Below are 18,198 nucleotides of genomic sequence, written 5' to 3'. Positions count from 1 at the left end.
TTAGGCTTTAGCTTCTGTTTCAGTAGTTGCTTGTTTCATAGAAAGTTTAACTTTACCTCTATCAAAACCAATTACTTTAACAGTAACTTCATCACCTTCTTTTACGACATCAGTAACCTTTTCTACTCTTTTAGCAGCAAGTTCTGAAATGTGAACAAGACCATCTTGTTTACCTAAGAAGTTAACAAATGCACCAAACTCCATAATTTTCATTACTTTACCTGTGTAGATTTTATTCATCTCAGCTTTTGCTGTAATGTCTTTAATCATTTGCATAGCAATGTTTCTAGACTCTTCGTCTGGAGCAGCAACAGTTACTACACCTTCATCATTCACATCAAGTTTAGCACCTGATTTTTCAACAATCTCTCTAATTGTTGCTCCACCTTTTCCAATCACAGCTGCGATATCTTTTTTATCAACAGTAATTTGTTCCATTTTTGGAGTGTGTTCACCAACATCAGCTCTTGATTCACTTAAAACTTTATTCATTTCACCTAAGATATGAACTCTTCCTTCTTTAGCTTGTTTTAAAGCCTGCTCCATGATTTCAAATGTGATACCTGTAATTTTGATATCCATTTGAAGTGAAGTAATTCCATCTTTAGTTCCAGCAACTTTAAAGTCCATGTCTCCAAGATGATCTTCATCACCTAAAATATCTGACAAGACACTAAAATCATCGCCTTCTTTAATTAATCCCATTGCAATACCTGCAACTGGTTCTTTAATCGGCACACCAGCATCCATTAGTGCAAGAGATGCACCACAAACACTCGCCATTGAAGAAGAACCATTAGATTCTGTAATATCTGACACTACTCTAAAAGTGTAAGGGAACTCTTCTTTTGGAGGTAATGAAGAATTAATTGCTCTCCATGCTAATTTTCCATGGCCAACTTCACGTCTTCCAGTTCCAATTCTTCCAGTTTCACCGACTGAGAAAGGAGGGAAGTTATAATGAAGCATAAATCTTTCTCTATGCTGTCCATCTAAACTTTCCAATCTTTGTTCATCATCAGATGTACCTAAAGTAGTAGTAACAATCGCTTGTGTTTCACCTCTAGTAAATAGAGCTGATCCGTGAGTTCTTGGTAAAACACCAACTTCACACTCAATAGCTCTTACGTCAGCTAAACCTCTACCATCAATTCTTTTTTTGTTTTTAAGAATGTCAGTTCTAACGATTTTCTTTTCAAGATTTTTTAATTCATCATTAACATTAAAATCAGAATAATTTTCATCATCTGCAAAAAGTTGTTTTGCTTTATCAGAAATTTCTGAAATTTGATTTGATCTATCCTGCTTGTCTATTGTTCCAAAAGCTTTAGTTAAATCTGCTGTAAAATTTTCTTCAAGTTTTTTCTTAACTTCAGATAAATCTTTCTTTTCAACAGTCCATTCTGGCTTTCTACATTCTTTTGCAAGTTCCTCTATCATTTCAATTACTGGAACAAAACCTTTATGACCAAACTTAACTGCATCTAACATTACTTCTTCTGTTAAACCTGATGTTTCAGACTCAACCATAAGCACAGCATCTTTAGTACCTGCTACAACTAAATCTAAAGTAGAATTTTCTAGCTCAGCTTTTGATGGATTTAAAATGTATTTACCATCAACTAAACCAACTCTTGAAGCACCCACAGGACCCATAAACGGCATTCCTGAAATAGCTAGCGCCGCTGAAGAAGCTATAATTGCTAAAATATCTGGTTGATTATCTTTGTCATATGAAATTACCGTTGGTAATAACTGAACTTCATTTTTAAATTCACTTGGAAACAAAGGTCTAATTGGTCTGTCAATTAACCTTGAGATCAATTGTTCGCTTTCAGTTGGTCTTGCTTCTCTTTTAAAATATCCACCAGGAATTTTACCACCTGCATAATATTTTTCTTGGTAATTTACAGATAGTGGAAAATAATCCATATCTGGATTTACTTTTTTTGCTCCTACTACTGTTGCTAAAATAACTGTTTCACCACACGAAGCGATGATTGCTCCATCAGCTTGTCTTGCTACTTTGCCTGTTTCTAAACTTATTTTCTTACCCGCTACTTCAATTTCCTTCTTATATACTTTGAACATTTATTTTCCGTTTCCTTCTATCTATTTTCTTAAATTTAATTGTGTTAATACATTTTTGTAAGAATCGAATTTATTTTTCTTTAAATATTCTAACAATTTTTTTCTTCTATTTACTGCTCTTAACAATCCAACCGAAGAGTGTTTATCTTTTTTGAATTGCTTAATATGTGCTGAAAGAGTTTCAATTTTACCTGTTAATAATGCAATTTGTACCTCTGAAGAACCAGTGTCTTTTTCATGCATTTTTAATTCTTCTGCTTTATTCGTCATACTATTTATTTTCCTATTTGTTTGTTTGTTTTATTAAGTTTTCTATTTTTTCTGCGTACTCAAAAGAGTCATCTTTAGCAAAAAGTATCTTTGGTATATATTTCATAAATACCTTTTTAGATAAAACTTTTCTAATTAAAAAAGAATATTCTCTTAATTTTTTAATAACTTTTTCTGTATCTTTTCCTCCTAGAGGCAATACATACGCTTTTGCAATTTTAAGATCTTGACTCATTTTTACTTCTGTAACCGTAACAGTGTTAGTTTCTAAATTCGGCACCTTAGCTTCATTTCTAGCAAAAATCATACCTAAAGATTGCTTAATCATCTCTCCAACACGCAATTGCCTTTGTGATACGGGTTTTCCCGTTTTATCAACCATTATACCGTTCTCTCTGTAGAAGTCGTACTATAAGCCTCTATTGTATCGTTTTTTTGAAAATCAACAAAGTCCTTAAGAGTTATTCCACATTCTTGGCCATTACTAACCTGTTTAGCCTGATCTTTTTCTCTGAAAATTGTGCTAATTTTTCCCGTATATATGATTGCTCCATCTCTAATTAACCTAGCATTCGTACCACTAACTAACTCTCCTTCGGTTACTTTAGAACCCGCAACTTTTCCTGTTCCTGAAACTTTAAAGATTTCTAAAATTTGAGCTGTTCCATTAATTGTTTCTTGAACGTCTGGAGCAAGAAGTCCTGACATTCTTAATTTAATATAATCTAAAACTTCATAAATAATATTATATGAAGAAATTTTAATTTTTTCATTTTCTGCTAATTTTTTTGCTTCTTTGCTCGGCTTAACATTAAATGCAATTAAAGTTGCATTAGATGCTTTTGCTAAAGTTACATCGGTTTCAGTTACCATTCCAATATCTGATAAAATAATCTTAGGTTTAACTTCATCATGTGTAATTTGATTGATGGCACTTTTAATTGCTTCGGCAGATCCATGTACATCTGATTTTATAATAATGTTTAATTCTGAAGCAGCTTTATCTGCAAAAGCAGAATCTTGTGTTGCAAGTGTTAAAGGACTTCCTCCAGTTTTAGTTTCATCAGCTCTAGTTTCACTTAATGTTTTTGCTTCCTTCTCAGAATCTAAAACAATAAAATCATCTCCAGATTTAGCTGCTCCATTAATACCTAAAATTTCTACAGGTGTTGATGGAGGAGCTTCGTCAATAGTTTTTCCTTTATCATTAATTAAAGCTCTTACTTTTCCCCATTTCAATCCACTAACAAAAAAATCACCTCTTTTAATTGTTCCTGATGTTACCACAACAGTTGCCACAGCTCCTCTACCTACGTCAATTTTTGATTCCAAAACAATCCCTGTTGCTTTAGATTCAAAATCAGTTTTTAGGTCTAAAATTTCAGCTTGGAGAACAACTGCTTCTACCAGTTTATCTAAATTCTTTTTTGTTTTTGCAGAAATTTCAACCATCAAAGTATCTCCTGATAAGTCTTCTGCAATAAGTTCATATTCTAAAAGTTGGTTTTTAATTTTTTGTGGATCTGCTTCTGGTAGATCACATTTATTTATAGCAACAACTATTGGAACATTTGCAGCTTTGGCATGCTTTATAGATTCGATTGTTTGAGGTTTAACACCATCATCTGCTGCAACAACTAATACTACAACATCTGTTAATTTTGATCCTCTAGCCCTCATCTCGGTAAACGCTGCGTGACCTGGCGTATCTATAAATGTAATTTTTGTTGATTCATGTTCTATTTGATAAGCGCCAATATGTTGTGTAATTCCACCAAATTCTCCAAGTACAACATTTGCACTTCTTAAAACATCTAGTACTGAAGTTTTCCCATGATCAACGTGACCCATTACAGTTACTATTGGAGGTCTATTCTTTAAATTTTCGGACCTAGATTCTTTAATTTTTTGAATAATTTCTTCAGCCTTTGTTTCTCTTATAGGATTGTGCCCAAATTCTTTTACTAAATATTCCGCAGTATCTGCTGCTAGTGTTTGATTAATAGTAACTGTTACTCCCATTCCAAATAAATGTTTTATAACATTGTTGGATTGTTCAGCCATTCTATTAGATAGCTCTCTAACAGTAATTGCCTCTGGAATATTTACATCTCTTTTTATTGGCTTTAAACTTTCTTGAATTTCTTCTTTAGTAAGCTCTCTATTTTCTTTTAACTTTGCTCTTTTAAGTGAAGCCATACTTCTTGATCTTGCTTCAATCTCGTCACTTAAGGCTCTTGAAACTGTTAACTTTAATTCTCTTTTTTTTGTATCAGGCTTTCCTTTATCTCCAGCATCACCTTTCAATCTTCTGGTTGCTCTTTGTTCTGCCAATTTACGTTTTTCATAGTCGTTCGTAATTGGTGAAGATGGTTTAGGCGCTGAAGTACTTCTTGGAGTAAAAGTTCCGGCAGGGCTTACTAATGGTTTTGATCTTACACTAGCAGGTCTGCTAAAATTACCTCGAGGGGCAAATTTGCTTGGTTTTTTTTCAATTACAACTGAGTTTTTACTTTGAGTTTTTGCTAACTCTATATTCTCTATCGATTTCTTGGCTATGCCAGAAAGTGTTAGTTTTGTTTTTTTGTTGTCCATATTTCATTACTCAATCTTTATAAATTATATTTCTCGCAGACATAATTAGTTCATCTGATTCAGTTTTTGATAAAGCGAAATCTTCAAGATATCCTTGAATTTTAATTCTTTCACCTTTCACAATATCATAACCACCCGTTAATTCGTCAGATGCAAGATCTGCAAAATCTTCTAGTTTTAAAATTTTTTGCTCTCCAAGAGTAACTAGCATGCCTGGTGTTAGCCCTTTATGATTTATAAGATCATCTTGTAGCCCCAAATCTTTAATTCTTTTTGTAATATCCTCTTGATCTTTTAGATAAAAATCTTTTGCTCTTTCTATTAAAGCTTTAGCAGTCTCTTCTTCTATACCTTCAATTTTCATTAAACTTTCTGGAGAACTGTCTTTAATATCTGAAATTGAAGAAAAGCCTTCCGCCACAAGTAATTGCCCTAAGGTTTCATCTAATTCTAGATTTTTAACAAAATTTTCAGTTTTTTCTTTAAACTCTGATTGTCTTCTCTCTGAATCTTCTGCATCAGTCATTATATTGATTTCATAATTTAATAATTTTGTAGCTAATCTAACATTTTGACCTCTACGACCAATCGCTTTACTTAGGTTTTCTTCAGTTAAAATTACATCTAATTTTTTTGCAACACTATCAACATTTACTCTTTGAACTTCTGCTGGTGATAATGCATTTGAAACTACTATTGCTGGATCTTCTGACCAGTTAACAATATCAATTTTTTCTCCTTGTAGTTCGTTAACTACTGCTTGAACTCTTGATCCCCTCATCCCAACACAAGCTCCTACTGGATCTAATGAAGTATCAACTGCTTTAACACAAATTTTTGCTCTACTTCCCGGGTCTCTTGCTGATGATTTAATTTCAATTAAACCGTCATAAATTTCTGGAACCTCTTGAACAAATAATTTTTCCATAAATTTTGGATGAGCTCTTGATAAAAATATTTGTTGACCTCTGGGTTCTCTCTTTACATCATAACAGTAAGCTTTAATTCTATCACCAGCTTTAATATTTTCTCTAGGGATCATTTCATTTTTTTGAATAATTGCTTCAGCTCTTCCTAAATCAACTATTATGTTTCCAAATTCTAAACGTTTAACAATACCACTTAAAATTGAATCTTTTTTATCTATAAAATCATTGTATTGTCTTTCTCGTTCTGCTTCTCTTACATTAAAACTAATAACTTGTTTGGCAGTTTGTGCTGCTATTCGACCAAAATCGAAAGAGGGCAATGGTTGTAAAATCTCATCACCAATTTTCTTTTCTTTATTTTCTTCACTTAAAATAATTGCATCTTGAAGATTAATTTCTGTATTTATATTTTCAGGTTTTTCTACAACTGTTAATTTTCTAAAAATTCCAATGTCTCCATTTTCTCTATTTATCAAAACTTTAATTTCGTTGTCCTGTCCGAATTTAGATTTAGCTGCTTTTGCAATTCCTGTTTCCATAGAATCAATAATTAATTCTTTATCTATAGATTTTTCTAAGGCCACTGCCTCAGCTATTCTTAATAATTCTAATTTATCAGATCTTCTATTTAACATATTTTTATTAACTCCAAAAAAAAATGGGCTGAAGCCCATTCTGTAATTTCAATAATGTAAGGGCAATATATAAAGATTTTTTTTTAATTCAATAAGAACTATTTAGAAAAAACACCCTTTTTATCGGTCTTTTCCCAAGAAAATGACCCATCCACTTCAGGCATTCTTCCAAAGTGACCATAAGCTGCTGTTTTTTCATAAATTGGTTTATTTAAACCCAGCATTTCTCTTATCCCTCTTGGACTTAAATCAAAGTTTTCTGAAATTTTTTCTAAAATAAACTTATTTTTTTCCATGTCATTATCAAATAAATCTACATAGATAGATAAGGGTTTTGAAACTCCTATTGCATAAGCCAATTGAATTAAACACTTGTCAGCAATATTAGATGCCACAATATTTTTTGCAATATATCTTGCAGCATAAGCTGCTGATCTATCTACCTTAGTTGGATCCTTACCAGAAAATGCTCCACCACCATGAGGAGCTGCTCCACCATAAGTATCAACAATAATTTTTCTACCTGTTAAACCACAATCTCCATCTGGCCCACCTATTACAAAGTTTCCAGTTGGATTTACATAAAATTCTTTTTCATCAAAATCTTTTAAAAATTTTTCTGGAATTGATTTTAACATGTAGGGTGTTAATAATTCTCTTACTTTTGCCTGATCTATATCAGCAGAGTGCTGAGAAGATATAACAACCGATTTAACTTTGGTTGGTTTTCCATCAATATATTCAAAAGTAACTTGGCTCTTTGAATCTGGTTCTATATTTTTCAATATTCCAGACTTTCTATCTTCTGCCATTAATCTTAAAATTTTATGAGAATAATGAATAGGTGCTGGCATTAATTCTTCTGTTTCGTTGCACGCATATCCAAACATTATTCCTTGATCTCCAGCTCCCTCATCTTTATTGTCTTTAGTATCTACGCCCATCGCTATATCAGCAGATTGTGAATGAAGGTGGCTTTCTATTTTTGTTGCTTCTCTCCACGTAAAGCCCTCTTGGTCATAACCAATGTCCTTGATACAGTCTCTAACTTTTTGAATAAGGTCTTCTTCTTTAATCTCTGGACCTCTTACCTCTCCAGCAAGAATAACTTTATTTGTTGTGGTTAGTGTCTCACATGCAACTCTAGAAAAAGGATCCCCAGCAAGATAGTTGTCTACTACCATATCTGAAATACGATCTGATACTTTGTCAGGATGTCCTTCTGAAACTGACTCGCTAGTGAATAAAAAATTTTTTAGATTACTCATATTTAGATCTATTAAATGAAAAAATTAAAAAAATATATATTAAAATTAACATTAAAAAGACTTTATTCCCATATACCATAAAGGGTGTGGATTTAACCAATCTACTCTCAGATAACTTCACATATCCAGTAGACCCAAATTCTACTTTTTTTTCTATAATTCCTATAGGATTAATAATGGCTGAAATTCCGTTGTTTGCAGACCTAATAATATATTTACCACTTTCAATAGATCTAAATATACTGTGTGCAAAGTGTTGCTTAGGGCCTATAGAATTTCCAAACCAACCATCTTCTGAAATATTAATTATATAATCAAAATTATTACCCTTAGATAATTTGCCTGAATAAATTATTTCATAACAAATTAAAGGAAGTAAAGTTAAATCAATTTTACTATTTTTTATATGAAGTGGAGTTCTGGTTTCTCCACTTGAGAAAGATTGATACTTATTAGTTACCGTTTTAAGGCCTATTAAGCCAAGAATACTCTCAAAAGGTGTAAACTCTCCAAATGGGACCAAATTAACTTTATTATAACTTGCGATGATATCTAGCTTGTTATTAAATATTGCCATTGAGTTGAATAATAAATTTTTACCATTATTTTTCTTAACGCTGTTTAAACCCATAATAATTAAGTCATTCTCTCCAAATTTATTTAAAAATAACTTTTTATAAGAACTCATCTCTCTTAGATAGCTGTCTGGAATAATCCCTTCTGGCCACAAAAAAATTGTAGGTTCTATTTTTGATGGAGAGCTTAATTCTATAAGTTCATTAATTATTTTTATCTCATCTTTTTTTGAATAAAATCTATCTAGATTAATATTTGGTGATATTGCCTTGATTGTATAAGAGTTTTTTACACTTTCTAAAGAATTAAAATTATTATCTCTTATCTTACCAAATATTAAAAATGCAGCAGATATTAAGATAAAGAAAAAACAAACTACAATTTCTGTTCTAGTATTTTTTAAAAAAAATAAGGCAGGGACAGTGAATAAAGAGATGCAAATTAAATTAAAAGAATAAGTCCCAATTATAGAAAGAATTTGAATAAAATAAATACTATTTGAAAAGCTGAATGAAATTAAATTCCAAGGAAAGCCCGTAAGTATAGAACCCCTGACAAATTCAATTATGCCAAATAAAATTGAAAAAATAAAAAAAGATATAACTACATTTTTTGAGTAAAAAATTGAAAACAAATACGTAATTAAGCCATAAAATATGGCTAGGGAAGCTGGTAATAAAATTGTAGCAACTGGAATTAAGAACTTAAAACTCTGATCAAAAGTCAATGAAATTGATATCCAATATAGACTAAATAAAAAATATCCAAATCCAAAATACCACCCATATTGAAAGAAGTATTTATTTTTAGATATTTTTTTTTTATTAAAAATAAAAATAAAAAATAAAGAAAAAGTAATAAAATTAATTATAAAATAATTGTATGGTGGTAGACTATAAGAGCTTATTGCTCCTAAAAAAAAAATATAAAGAGAATTTAAAAAGTTTTTTTTAAACAAGTTTGACAGTCTTTGTTTTAATAGTTTGATAAATTTTTTCTTCTATAATTAACATCTCTTGAAAATCTTTTAATTTAATATGATCGTAACCTAATAAATGTAAAAAACCGTGAATAAAAATCTTAGTCACTTTGTCTTTAAACTCTAGAGCACTTAAAGCTTTTGGTTTGTTCATAAATTCGTAACTAATAACAATGTCTCCAATATAAGGTGATTTTTTTATATTAAGTTTTTTTTCAGAAGGAAATGATAAAATATCTGTTGATTTATTTTTATTTCTAAATTTTTTATTTAATCTTTTAATATTTTTATTGTTTGAGAGTAAAATTGTTAAACTTACTTTATTTTTAACAAAACTATATTTTTTAGGAAAAGCGTGCACTAAAGAATTAAAAAAAATATTGGGTTTCTTAATTTTTTTACTCCAAAGATTGTTTTCAGAAACTACATCGATGCTAATCATTTTCTTGATCTGAATACGCTTTTACAATCTTGGAGACTAGGGGATGTCTAACTACGTCGGAATGATCAAAGTCTACTACAGAAATTTCATTTAAGTGTCCTAGCAACTTTTTAGAGCTATTTAATCCAGACATGTTCTTATGGGGTAAATCGATTTGGGATGGATCACCATTTATAACAATTTTTGAATTTTCACCAATACGTGTTAAGAACATTTTAATCTGCGTATCTGTTGCATTTTGCGCCTCATCTAAAATTGCAAAAGAGTTTTTTAAAGTCCTACCTCTCATAAATGCCAAAGGCGCTATTTCAATATCACCAATCTCAATCATTCTTTGAATTTTTTCAAAGTCAAAAAGATCATAGAGAGAATCGTATAAAGGTCTTAGATAAGGATCTACTTTTTCCTTCATATCCCCTGGTAAAAAGCCCAATCTTTCACCCGCTTCTACTGCTGGTCTTGATAAAATAATTCTTTCTATCTTCTTATCAAGCAATAACGTTAGACCCACTGCAACAGCCAAAAATGTTTTACCTGTTCCTGCGGGACCTGCTGATATAACGATATCACTTTGTCTTAAAGCCCTAACATATTCTTTTTGATTTTCTGATCTTGGAATAACAGATTTTTTAGGAGTTTTAATTATATCTGAAACATTCTTATTTTTTACTTTTTCTTCAATCATAAATTTATCTATTGAGGATATTATATCTTTTTTTTCTATACAGCCATTATTTATAAACTGGTTGGCTAAAAACTGAATAGCATTTTTTGTGATTTCATTTTGTTCTGGGGTTGATTTTATTAAAATAGAATTACCTCTAGAATATAGATTTGTATTGGTAATTTTTTCTAGTTCTTTTAGATTTTCATTAAATTCTCCAACCACACCCATTAACAAATCATTGTCTTGAAATATCACACTCAAAGAATTATTATCAGAATAGACAAATTTTAGCGTGGAATTAATTTTTTTAGAAGCTAGATTATTCAAATTTTAAGCTACCTTCTGTTTATAGTTTTCTTTTAGCAAACCAAATAAGCTATTTTGATTACTATTAATTATTTCTATCTGCACAACTTTTCCTATACAGTCAGTTTTGCCATCAAAAATTACAGATGTCATATGCTCTGTTCTGCCAAATAATTTGATTCCGTCTTTCATTTTATTTTCAACTAAAACATTAAGAGTTTTACCTTCTAAAGATTTATTTTTATTTATTTGGTTTTCGAATAATTTTTTTTGAATTATTTTCAACCTTTCTTTTGATTTTTTTTTATCAACTAACTCAAGATTGGCAGCAACTGTGCCTGGTCTTGGGCTAAATATAAAAGAATAAGAATTGGTAAATCTTATTTTTTCAATTAGCTCCATTGTGTATTGAAAATCATCATCTTTTTCCCCTGGGTAGCCAATAATAAAATCACTTGAAAACTCTATATTGTAATTAATCTTTTTTAACTTTTCATAAATTATTAAATATTCTTCAATAGTATGTTTTCTATTCATTAGTTTTAAAATTTTGTTTGATCCACTCTGTACCGGCAGGTGTACTAAGGGCATTAATTTGGCTGATTTTTTATAAACATCTATTAAATCGTCAGTCATATCTTTAGGGTGAGATGTGGTATATCTAATTCTCTTCAGCTCTTTAAAGCTTTCTAGCTCTAATAATAAATCAGATAGTCTAAACTCTCTATCTATATTTTTATAACTATATGCGTTAACATTTTGTCCTAAAAGAATAATTTCTTTAGCTCCACTTTGAACTATCTCTTTGGCCTCATTTATAATCTGATCAAATGGTCGAGAGTATTCAGGCCCACGCGTATATGGAACAACACAAAAATGACAAAACTTATCACAACCTTCTTGGATTGTTAAAAAAGAAGATACTTTGCTATCTTTGTTTTTAATTTTACTTAAATAATTAAATTTTGAAATCGTATCAAACTCTGTCTCTTCTTCTTTTTTCTTATTGTCTATATGTTTTTGTATAGTGTCATTAATTTTATGGTATGACTGCGGACCAATAACTATATCAATATATGGTTCCCTCTTTAACATCTCTTGATTTTCTGCTTGGGCTACACATCCTGCCACAATCACAATAGGTTTTTTTTTAGATCTAAAAATCTTTTTTACTCTGCCAATTTCATGATAAACCTTTTCTTTTGCTTTATCTCTTATGTGGCAGGTATTTAAAAGATAACAATTTGCATCTTCATAGCTATCTGTTTTTTCAAAACCTATTTTCTTTACCGTGTCAAATATACGATTAGAATCGTACTCGTTCATCTGACAGCCAAAGGTTTTGATAAATATTTTTTTTAACATTAGGTTAGGGTTTTTTTTTAACCCCATATAATTCTAACTTATGATCCACTAATCGATAGCCATACTTGTCTGCAATTTTTTCTTGTAGCTTTTCAATTTCCTCATCAACAAACTCTATAATTTTCCCTGACTTAACATCTATTAAATGGTCATGATGGCCTTCATTTAATTCTTCGTAACGTGCCTTTCCTCCCTTAAACTCATGCTTTGCTAAAATTCCAGATTCTTCAAATAATTTTACTGTTCTATAAACTGTTGCAATACTAATTTTTGAGTCAATTTTTGATACCCTATTATAAAGCTCATCTACATCAGGATGATCGTTTGACTCTGACATAATTTTAGCAATAATCTTTCTCTGATCTGTAAGCTTAACTCCTTTAGCTAAACACTTTTGTTCAATATTTTCTGACATAGTTAATTTTAACTTAAATAAATAGGATTAATCAAATTCTTTTTAATTTTATATTTTTCACATAATTGTGGTACATCTACATAATTATTGGTCTCAGATTCTTTAAAATCTTCAAAACTGAAGCAATAATAGTCAATTTTTTTAGTTAAAAACAAAGCTTTAATTGTTGATAAGGAGCTTCTAATACCCGCAAAGCTACCTGGTCCTCTATTAACGTAAATAGCACTTATGTCATCTAAAGAACTTTGGTTATTTTTTAAAAATTCATTAATTAAGATCATCAATTTTTCAAAATTCATTTTACTATTTTCATGACTACAAGTATAAATATTTTTGCTCACAATGAATGTTAAAAAAATTTTATTTCTAGCTGCATCTATTATTAAGTTATTCATTATTATATTATTATTTAGTTTTAACTCTAAAGCAGAAGAAAAGAATATCAAATATTATTCTGATGATAAAGGTATTCTCTCATTAATGTACCATAGATTTGATGAAAATAAATACCCCTCAACCAATATTCAAATGGACGTTTTCAAAAAACAAATCAAAATAATTAAAAGTTTAAAATACAATTTTTACGACCCTAAGGACTTGGAAAAAAATTTTCATACGCTAAAAATTGAGAAGAAAATACTTATCACTATAGATGATGCGTTCTCTTCATTTTATGAGGTTGCTTGGCCCTATTTGAAAAAAGAAAAGATTCCATTTATTCTTTTTGTTTCAACTGAATCTGTTGGGAAAAATGGATATATGACTTGGAATCAAATTAAAGAATTAGAAAAAGAAAATACTGTTCATATCGGTAATCATTCTCACACTCATGGCTATTTAGTGAATTTAAAAAATGATGACTTTATAAATGACATTGACACCGCATCTTCAATTTTTAAAAAAAGGTTAGGATATAATCCTATTTTTTTCTCTTATCCTTTTGGAGAATATAGTTCATTTATAAGAGAATATATTTCCAAAAATTTTAAGTTTTCTTTTGGTCAACATTCTGGGGTAATTGATATTAATAAAGATCCTTATGAGCTGCCCAGGTTTCCAATTAATGAAAAATATGGAGATCTAAAAAGATTTGAATTTTTAATTAATCTTTATCCTTTGCAATATAAAGTTTTATATCCAAGTGAAAAATATTTAACAAATAATAATAATCCTCCGAAATTTCTAGTAGAATTTTTTGATGAACAGAAAAACATAAATAATATTAATTGTTTTTCTGATGAGGGAAACAAGTGGGAAAAGTCTAATACCTATTTTAATCAAAACACATTAAATTTAAATTTTAGGGAAAAATTTGATTTTAGAAGAGGAAGAGTAAATTGTTCCCTTAATGATAATGGGGTGTGGAGATGGTTTGGAGTCCAATTCTCCATCAAACAAAATTAAATTAGACTCTCTAAATTAATATTTAAAGGCAATAACTTTGCGTCATCAAAATCTCTTAAGTTATTTTGTTTTATTATTTGCTGTAAAGTTTTGACATAATCTTTCCCGGTTTCTGCATATTTATCTAAATATTCAGTAAGAATCATGCTGTCCAGTTTTTTTCCTTTATCTCTTAATTCAGCCCTCGCACCTCTAAAATTTTTATAAGATGTGTGTGTATTCAAATTTCTTTGATAAGCTCTTACTGAGGCTTGTAGCACATTAAATTTCATTACTTTATGTGTACTTTCATCATCAGCTTCTGAAGGTTTTATTCCCTCACCAGACCAGGTCCATTGACCAAATAGTGCGTTACCTTCTTGTGCAAACCTTGATGTACCCCAACCCGTTTCTTTTGCTGCTTGTGCAATTGCCATCGAGACTGGAACTTCATCCATCCTAATCTTTAATATTGATAAATCTTTATCTAATACTCCATATTGTTTAAATTTTAAATTTAACCAAGTGTTTTCAGCTATTGTATTCTTGCTTTTATTTAAAATACTGAAAAGTTTTTTTCTATCTAGTCTAATATTATTATTTTCTTTAATAACTAACGGCAAAATAATTTGAATAAAAAAATCTTTTCTTTTTTTTGTATTTTCTATTTTTTTAATCTCAGCTGGTAATAGTGTCAGTGAAATTGGTTTAACTAGTTTATTTTTTCTTACATCTTCCAAAGTATAATTAGTTGATTTAAACAATTCTTCAATTGTTGCTGCACTTAACCTAACTGAGTCAGTAGGTTGCTCATCAAATATTAAAATATCTTCAAACAAAAATTTTCTATTAATTGCCTTGTCTGTTTTAACATCTTTTTTTTCTAATAATTTATTTAAATTATTTTTTGAATTGTTTTCAAAATCTTCAGAAATAAATCGTGTATTTTTTTTAAAATCAATAATTATTGGACCAATAAAAAAAAGGGATATTATTATTAAGCTTGACAAAAAAGTTCTAGATAAGCTTCCAATATTATTTTCTTCTTTTGCAATCTTTTTGTGACTTATTATAAAACCTTTTTTATTTAAATATTTTCTTATTTGATTAATAGAGAATAATTTTTTTTTCATAATTATATTGCAACAACCTCTTTTACCTCAGGCAAATAATGACACAAAAGGTTTTGGACTCCCTGTTTTAGTGTCATAGTTGAACTTGGGCATCCAGAACAACTTCCTTGTAATTCTACTTTGACAACTCCATCTTTAAACTCTTTAAATTTTATATCACCACCGTCTTTAGCAACAGCAGGTCTAATTTTTGTCTCTAAAATACTTATGATCTTTTTTTCTATTTCACTGTGCTCTTCCTTCTTCTCTTCAAATAATTCATTTGCAATTACAAATTCTTTACCTGTTAAATAGAAATCATTAATTAATGATATAACTATGTGTTTAATCTCTTCCCAGTTTATATCCTCGTTCTTATTAATCGATATAAAGTCTGCCCCCAAAAATACTCCTGTTACTCCATTTACTGACAAAAGATTTCTTACTAATTCACTGTCCGTATCTTCTTTTTTTGTTACCTCAAATGAACCACTATTAGACACATTTTTTCCCGGTAAAAACTTAAGTGAATTTGGATTAGGTGTTACTTCAGTTTGAATGAACATATTTTTATATATAGTAGTAAATGTCGAAATTTAAACTAATTAATATATTTTATTAAAAACCCACTAATTCTTTAATTTTTTTAATTTTTTTTGAGGCAATTTTGTCCGCTTTATCAGATCCTTCTAATAAAATTGTATCTAAGTATTTTTCATCATTTAATAATTTTTTAATTTCCTTTGAAATTGGCTCAATTTTTTCAGTTAATGCTTCTGATAATTTTTCTTTAAATTCAGAAAAATTTTTTCCACTAAATTCGCTTACAGAGATTTCTAAGTTTTGATTTTTTAAGCTTGAATAAATCCCCAATAAATTTTCTGCTTCTGGCCTTTTAGCTAAATCTTTAGCTTGTTCAGGTAATGGTAATGGGTCAGTTTTTGCTTTTTTTATTTTATTTAATATTTCATCTTTATTATCTGTAAGATTAATTCTACTTAAATCTGATGGGTCTGATTTGCTCATTTTTTTTATTCCATCTTTAAGACTCATTATTCTAGAAAATTGTTTTTGTATTAAAGGTTCTGGCACTTTCAAAAAATCTGATGCGTTAAAATCATTATTAAATTTTTGTGCAATATCTCTACAGAGTTCTAAATGTTGTTTTTGATCACCCCCAACTGGAACATGAGTGGCATCATAGAGTAAAATATCTGCTGCCATTAAAACTGGATAGGAATAAAGACCAATGCTTGCTTTCTCCTTATCTTTCCCTGCTTTTTCTTTGAATTGCGTCATTCTATTAAGCCAACCTATTCTTGTAACGCAGCTTAAAATCCATGCAGCCTCAGAATGTGCTGAAACCATTGATTGATTAAAGATTATACTTTGAGCTGGATCAATTCCACATGCAATAAATGTAGCTGCCGTTTCTCTTATATTTTTTTTTAATTCTTTAGGGTCTTGTTTAACCGTTATTGCATGAAGATCTACGACACAAAAAATGCATTGATTTTCTTTTTCATTTTGAAGATTTACAAAATTCTTAATTGCACCAAGATAATTGCCTAGATGAAGGTTTCCTGTTGGTTGAACTCCTGAAAAAATTTTTTTACTCATGCTAGTAGTTTAAATTAATATCACTTCTTTTAAAAGCCTTGATTGAAATTGCAATCAAAAGATAAAATATTAATCCCAATATAACTGCACCAACTAGATAGATAGCTTTGAAGTTTGCTTGATATAAAAAATTGTCATTAAAAAAATAAATTATATAATCAAAAAATAATCCCATTAATACTGAGGCTATTAAAATTTTAAAAAACCTATCTATAAAAACCAAATTAAAGCTGAATAGGTTTTTTTTTTTTAGAAAAACAAACAGCAAAATAGCATTAAACCATGATGATGTTGTCGTTGCTATTGGTATAATCAAAAATCCGATTTCTTTAAAAAAAATAATACTGATAAAAACATTCAACAAAACAGACATTAAAGAAATATAAAAAGGTATTTTTGTATTATGGCGTGCGAAAAAAAAAGCAGAAAAAACTTTAATAAGAGAAAATGCTGGTAATCCGATTGCAAAATAAAATAAAGCCTTTGCTGAGTTTTTAACGCTTAATTCGTCAAATGAACCATATCCAAATAATGAAGAAATAATTTCTTCAGATGCAATAAGTAATGCTGTTGCTGCTGGTATACTTAAAAACAAGCTTAGCTCTAAAGCTTTATTTTGAATCAAATTTATTTTTTCTTTCTTTTGACTTTTAACATATTTAGACAGTTGAGGTAAAATAACTGTCCCAATAGCAATTCCAGCTATAGCTAAATTTATTTGATAAACTCTATCTGCGTAATAAAGATACGAAACTGCACTAGCTTGAAACGATGCAATAATTGTACCTATTAAAATGTTTATTTGAGTAACACCAGAAGAAAAAATACTAGGAAGTAATTTTCTAAAAAATATTTTAATTTTATCATCAATTTTAAATGAAAACTTTATTTTAGGAGAAAAGTACTTTTTTACGAAAAAATATAAAAAAATAAACTGTAAGACACCTGAGGCGGTTACAGCATAAGATAAGTAATATACCAATTCATCATTTAAAACTTTTCCAAATAATAAAACTCCAATTAAAAGAATATTTAAGATAATGGGTGTTGCTGATGCTATAGCAAATTTATTGTGTGTATTTAAAATAGCAGAAAAAAAAGATGCTAAACTTATAAACAATAAAAAAGGGAAGGTAATTCTTGTAAGAGTTATAGCTAATTCCATTTTTGGTAAATCCCCTTCAAACCCTGGTGCAATCAGAAATACAAATAATGGCATTAGTATTTCAATTATGATAACTAAAAAGAATAATCCTAAAATAAGTAAATTAAAAATATTATTAGCAAAATTATCTGACTGTTTTTTCTTGTTTAATAGAGACGAATAGCTTGGCACAAATGCAGCATTAAAAGTTCCTTCTGAGAATAATCTTCTAAATGTATTGGGTATTCTAAATGCAACGAAGAAAGCATCAGCCAAAGGTCCTGCACCAAGAAACACTGCTATCAATATGTCTCTTACATAGCCTAACAATCTACTTATTATTGTAAAAAAGCTAAATGTGCTTGTTGACTTAATAAGGTTCATAAATCATATTAGTCATA

Annotated in this window: 17 protein-coding genes; 1 reads left to right on the top strand and 16 read right to left on the bottom strand. The window is 29.4% G+C overall.

Features of this window, described 5'->3' with window-relative positions:
- The 12 genes from pnp to ABXT65_RS07130 form a co-directional block, all read right to left on the bottom strand.
- Positions 1–2,091, bottom strand: coding sequence for a polyribonucleotide nucleotidyltransferase (pnp, locus tag ABXT65_RS07185; RefSeq protein ID WP_415323447.1), 2,091 nt, complete (start codon positions 2,089–2,091; stop codon positions 1–3).
- Positions 2,092–2,112: 21 nt separating this feature from the next.
- Positions 2,113–2,361: a 30S ribosomal protein S15 gene (rpsO, locus tag ABXT65_RS07180; RefSeq protein WP_415278299.1), complete on the bottom strand. Its 249-nt coding sequence runs from the start codon at positions 2,359–2,361 to the stop codon at positions 2,113–2,115.
- Positions 2,362–2,374: 13 nt separating this feature from the next.
- Positions 2,375–2,743: a 30S ribosome-binding factor RbfA gene (gene rbfA, locus ABXT65_RS07175; RefSeq protein ID WP_415304024.1), complete on the bottom strand. Its 369-nt coding sequence runs from the start codon at positions 2,741–2,743 to the stop codon at positions 2,375–2,377.
- Entirely contained in the window at positions 2,743–4,956 is a 2,214-nt protein-coding gene (gene infB, locus ABXT65_RS07170) for a translation initiation factor IF-2 (RefSeq protein ID WP_415323446.1), read from the bottom strand. The genes rbfA and infB overlap by 1 nt, the downstream gene beginning before the upstream one ends.
- Before the next feature lie 10 nt (positions 4,957–4,966).
- Positions 4,967–6,520: a transcription termination factor NusA gene (gene nusA / locus ABXT65_RS07165; protein ID WP_415323445.1), complete on the bottom strand. Its 1,554-nt coding sequence runs from the start codon at positions 6,518–6,520 to the stop codon at positions 4,967–4,969.
- Between the two features lie 98 nt (positions 6,521–6,618).
- On the bottom strand, positions 6,619–7,788 hold the full coding sequence (gene metK / locus ABXT65_RS07160; protein WP_415323444.1) for a methionine adenosyltransferase: 1,170 nt from the start codon (positions 7,786–7,788) through the stop codon (positions 6,619–6,621).
- Positions 7,781–9,322: an apolipoprotein N-acyltransferase gene (lnt, locus tag ABXT65_RS07155; RefSeq protein ID WP_415323443.1), complete on the bottom strand. Its 1,542-nt coding sequence runs from the start codon at positions 9,320–9,322 to the stop codon at positions 7,781–7,783. Before lnt ends, metK begins: the two co-directional genes overlap by 8 nt.
- Positions 9,315–9,785, bottom strand: a complete 471-nt coding sequence (gene ybeY, locus ABXT65_RS07150; RefSeq protein ID WP_415323442.1) for an rRNA maturation RNase YbeY — start codon at positions 9,783–9,785, stop codon at positions 9,315–9,317. The genes lnt and ybeY overlap by 8 nt, the downstream gene beginning before the upstream one ends.
- A complete protein-coding gene (locus ABXT65_RS07145) occupies positions 9,778–10,779 on the bottom strand; it encodes a PhoH family protein (RefSeq protein ID WP_415323441.1) in 1,002 nt (333 codons plus the stop codon). The genes ybeY and ABXT65_RS07145 overlap by 8 nt, the downstream gene beginning before the upstream one ends.
- A 3-nt stretch (positions 10,780–10,782) precedes the next feature.
- Positions 10,783–12,150 carry a tRNA (N6-isopentenyl adenosine(37)-C2)-methylthiotransferase MiaB gene (gene miaB / locus ABXT65_RS07140; RefSeq protein WP_415323440.1) on the bottom strand — a complete coding sequence of 456 codons (1,368 nt, stop codon included), beginning with the start codon at positions 12,148–12,150 and terminating at the stop codon, positions 10,783–10,785.
- Positions 12,128–12,538 carry a Fur family transcriptional regulator gene (locus tag ABXT65_RS07135; RefSeq protein WP_415323439.1) on the bottom strand — a complete coding sequence of 137 codons (411 nt, stop codon included), beginning with the start codon at positions 12,536–12,538 and terminating at the stop codon, positions 12,128–12,130. Before ABXT65_RS07135 ends, miaB begins: the two co-directional genes overlap by 23 nt.
- Positions 12,539–12,546: 8 nt before the next feature.
- A complete protein-coding gene (locus ABXT65_RS07130) occupies positions 12,547–12,879 on the bottom strand; it encodes a peptidase M22 (protein WP_415323438.1) in 333 nt (110 codons plus the stop codon).
- A gap of 1 nt (position 12,880) precedes the next feature.
- Here ABXT65_RS07130 and ABXT65_RS07125 point away from each other — a divergent pair, with 1 nt between their 5' ends.
- Complete coding sequence (locus tag ABXT65_RS07125; RefSeq protein WP_415323437.1) at positions 12,881–13,942, top strand: polysaccharide deacetylase family protein; 1,062 nt, start codon at positions 12,881–12,883, stop codon at positions 13,940–13,942.
- On the opposite strand, the gene ABXT65_RS07120 is transcribed toward ABXT65_RS07125, so the two are convergent.
- Genes ABXT65_RS07120 through murJ form a run of 4 tightly spaced genes read right to left on the bottom strand, consistent with a single transcriptional unit; the run spans position 13,939 to position 18,181 of the window.
- A complete protein-coding gene (locus tag ABXT65_RS07120) occupies positions 13,939–15,054 on the bottom strand; it encodes a glucosaminidase domain-containing protein (RefSeq protein WP_415323436.1) in 1,116 nt (371 codons plus the stop codon). The two genes, ABXT65_RS07125 and ABXT65_RS07120, sit on opposite strands and share 4 nt — an antisense overlap.
- A gap of 2 nt (positions 15,055–15,056) precedes the next feature.
- On the bottom strand, positions 15,057–15,599 hold the full coding sequence (locus tag ABXT65_RS07115) for a NifU family protein (protein ID WP_415323435.1): 543 nt from the start codon (positions 15,597–15,599) through the stop codon (positions 15,057–15,059).
- Positions 15,600–15,651: 52 nt separating this feature from the next.
- Complete coding sequence (trpS, locus tag ABXT65_RS07110) at positions 15,652–16,653, bottom strand: tryptophan--tRNA ligase (RefSeq protein ID WP_415323434.1); 1,002 nt, start codon at positions 16,651–16,653, stop codon at positions 15,652–15,654.
- Position 16,654: 1 nt separating this feature from the next.
- The gene (gene murJ, locus ABXT65_RS07105) at positions 16,655–18,181 is read right to left on the bottom strand and encodes a murein biosynthesis integral membrane protein MurJ (protein ID WP_415323433.1); all 1,527 of its coding nucleotides are present in this window, start codon (positions 18,179–18,181) and stop codon (positions 16,655–16,657) included.
- Between the last annotated feature and the right edge of the window lie 17 nt (positions 18,182–18,198).

It is taken from the genome of Candidatus Pelagibacter sp. Uisw_127 (assembly GCF_047722515.1).
GTDB lineage: Bacteria > Pseudomonadota > Alphaproteobacteria > Pelagibacterales > Pelagibacteraceae > Pelagibacter.
The sequence above is the reverse complement of the archived record's forward strand: the minus strand, read 5'-3'. Positions and strand labels throughout refer to the sequence as shown.

Bases quoted from the DNA above. Each gene is read 5' to 3' on its own strand.
- trpS (WP_415323434.1), bottom strand. From the start codon at position 16,653: ATGAGTAAAAAAATTTTTTCAGGAGTTCAACCAACAGGAAACCTTCAT.
- pnp (WP_415323447.1), bottom strand. From the start codon at position 2,091: ATGTTCAAAGTATATAAGAAGGAAATTGAAGTAGCGGGTAAGAAAATA.
- ABXT65_RS07135 (WP_415323439.1), bottom strand. From the start codon at position 12,538: ATGTCAGAAAATATTGAACAAAAGTGTTTAGCTAAAGGAGTTAAGCTT.
- ABXT65_RS07115 (WP_415323435.1), bottom strand. From the start codon at position 15,599: ATGTTCATTCAAACTGAAGTAACACCTAATCCAAATTCACTTAAGTTT.
- nusA (WP_415323445.1), bottom strand. From the start codon at position 6,520: ATGTTAAATAGAAGATCTGATAAATTAGAATTATTAAGAATAGCTGAG.
- miaB (WP_415323440.1), bottom strand. From the start codon at position 12,150: ATGGGGTTAAAAAAAAACCCTAACCTAATGTTAAAAAAAATATTTATC.
- ABXT65_RS07125 (WP_415323437.1), top strand. From the start codon at position 12,881: ATGAATGTTAAAAAAATTTTATTTCTAGCTGCATCTATTATTAAGTTA.
- infB (WP_415323446.1), bottom strand. From the start codon at position 4,956: ATGGACAACAAAAAAACAAAACTAACACTTTCTGGCATAGCCAAGAAA.
- metK (WP_415323444.1), bottom strand. From the start codon at position 7,788: ATGAGTAATCTAAAAAATTTTTTATTCACTAGCGAGTCAGTTTCAGAA.
- rbfA (WP_415304024.1), bottom strand. From the start codon at position 2,743: ATGGTTGATAAAACGGGAAAACCCGTATCACAAAGGCAATTGCGTGTT.
- ABXT65_RS07120 (WP_415323436.1), bottom strand. From the start codon at position 15,054: ATGAAAAAAAAATTATTCTCTATTAATCAAATAAGAAAATATTTAAAT.
- rpsO (WP_415278299.1), bottom strand. From the start codon at position 2,361: ATGACGAATAAAGCAGAAGAATTAAAAATGCATGAAAAAGACACTGGT.
- ybeY (WP_415323442.1), bottom strand. From the start codon at position 9,785: ATGATTAGCATCGATGTAGTTTCTGAAAACAATCTTTGGAGTAAAAAA.
- murJ (WP_415323433.1), bottom strand. From the start codon at position 18,181: ATGAACCTTATTAAGTCAACAAGCACATTTAGCTTTTTTACAATAATA.